We start from the raw sequence: 1,565 nt of genomic DNA, 5'->3' as shown, positions 1-1,565 counted from the left end.
AAAGCTCTTTAACACTTTGCAATACGTTGAATTTTATCGGGAATGGATTTCTATGTTGTGTAGAGAATTTTATTTCAAAACATTCTATTGGGAAGAAAGGTTATTTATCTCGATAAATTCTACGTGTATAGATATTAATATTTTATATTTCAATTTATGTGTATAAAAAAGTAATAAATTTGTTTGTTACAAAAGACAGGTGTAACGAATAAAGCAAAATTTAGTGTTTCTGAAAAAATGGGGGACTTTAAAATGTTTTAGTGAAAAAACTATTTTATGCAGATACGTGGGGAAACATCACGCTACTCTTCTTATACCTCAGTACACTCCTTATGACTTAAAATATGATAATCTATAGGTTCGAAGCTGTTATTTGATACGGAGTTATAATAAAGTTCGAATTTTCTTCTGAAAAAGGGTGAAAGTGGTTACTAAAAAATTTATTCAGAATCATCAAAATATTAAATTGTCTTGAGGTTTTTGAAGCAATTAGAGTAGCGCTTTGATGATACTTTTTAGAAAATAGCAAGAAGAAACTTGAAGAAGAAATCTTTTTGATAAAGCAAAGAAGAATTTTGGCCTGATATGCTCTGAATTGTAAGTGCCGTGATGTCGCGTGCTATCGTGCGTGATAGCTTTATTTTAATCAGATCGTTTTGCGTTGCATATGTTCATTTGTCCTATACGTGTTCGGGGGGGTGAGCTTTTGAAAAGTGGTTGCTGCTCTTGGAAGTTTTGATGTTTTACCTCTAGGAGGCGTGTTTTCTAAGCATGATCTTATCATTTTTGCATGTTGTCAGATGGGGAAGTTATACAATAACCTTAAATCTTAAAAGGAAAATTCTATGAACGTGAAAAGAAAAATATTGAAAAAGGGCAGTTCTTTTGTTTCTGCTGTTCTTGCAATGGGGATGTTTGTGCAACAAGTTTCAGCGAAAACACCTGCTGATACGCTTGTGATGGCTTGGAATCTTGATACAATAAGTACATTTGATCCCGCACAAATCAATGATCGTTATGGTAATGAAGTTCTTGTCAATGTTTGTGATAATTTAGTCGTTTCTGCTACAGATGATGCTGCTAAAATGGTTCCTTCGTTAGCAAAGAGTTGGGATGTTTCAAGTGATGATCAGAGTACTGTGATTACTTTTCATTTGCGTGATGGTTTGAAGTTCAACGATGGTCGTCCTGCGAATGCCAATGATCTGATTTGGAGCATGAAGCGGGTTGTTCAATTGAAGATGGCTACTGCGGCGACATTTAATGAATATGGGATTACAGAACAAAACGTTGATGAGGCTTTTCAAGCACCGGATGACAAAACGGTGGTGATGAAATTTGATAAACCTTATCCAGCAGAGCTTATTCTTAGCCATTTTGCCACTAGTCGTACTCTTGCTTTGCTTGATCGTGAGACACTCATGAAACACGAAAAAAATGGTGATATGGGAAACCGGTATTTGGCAAGTCATTCTGCTTGTGTTGGTCCTTATCAGCTAGAGAGTTGGCGTCCTGGAGAAGGGATTTTGTTGCGTGCAAGCTCCAATTATTGGGGGGAGGCGCCT

1 protein-coding gene is annotated in these 1,565 nt (G+C 36.2%); it reads left to right on the top strand.

Annotated features, from left to right (window positions below; genetic code table 11):
- Positions 1 to 845: 845 nt before the first annotated feature.
- A partial coding sequence (locus ACFILA_RS09455) for an ABC transporter substrate-binding protein (protein ID WP_375661116.1) occupies positions 846 to 1,565 on the top strand: 720 nt, incomplete at its 3' end.

Origin of the sequence: Bartonella sp. CL71SXKL, from assembly GCF_042194935.1 — a bacterium.
Taxonomy (GTDB): Bacteria; Pseudomonadota; Alphaproteobacteria; order Rhizobiales; family Rhizobiaceae; genus Bartonella.
This window is presented reverse-complemented; position numbering and strand designations above follow the sequence as displayed.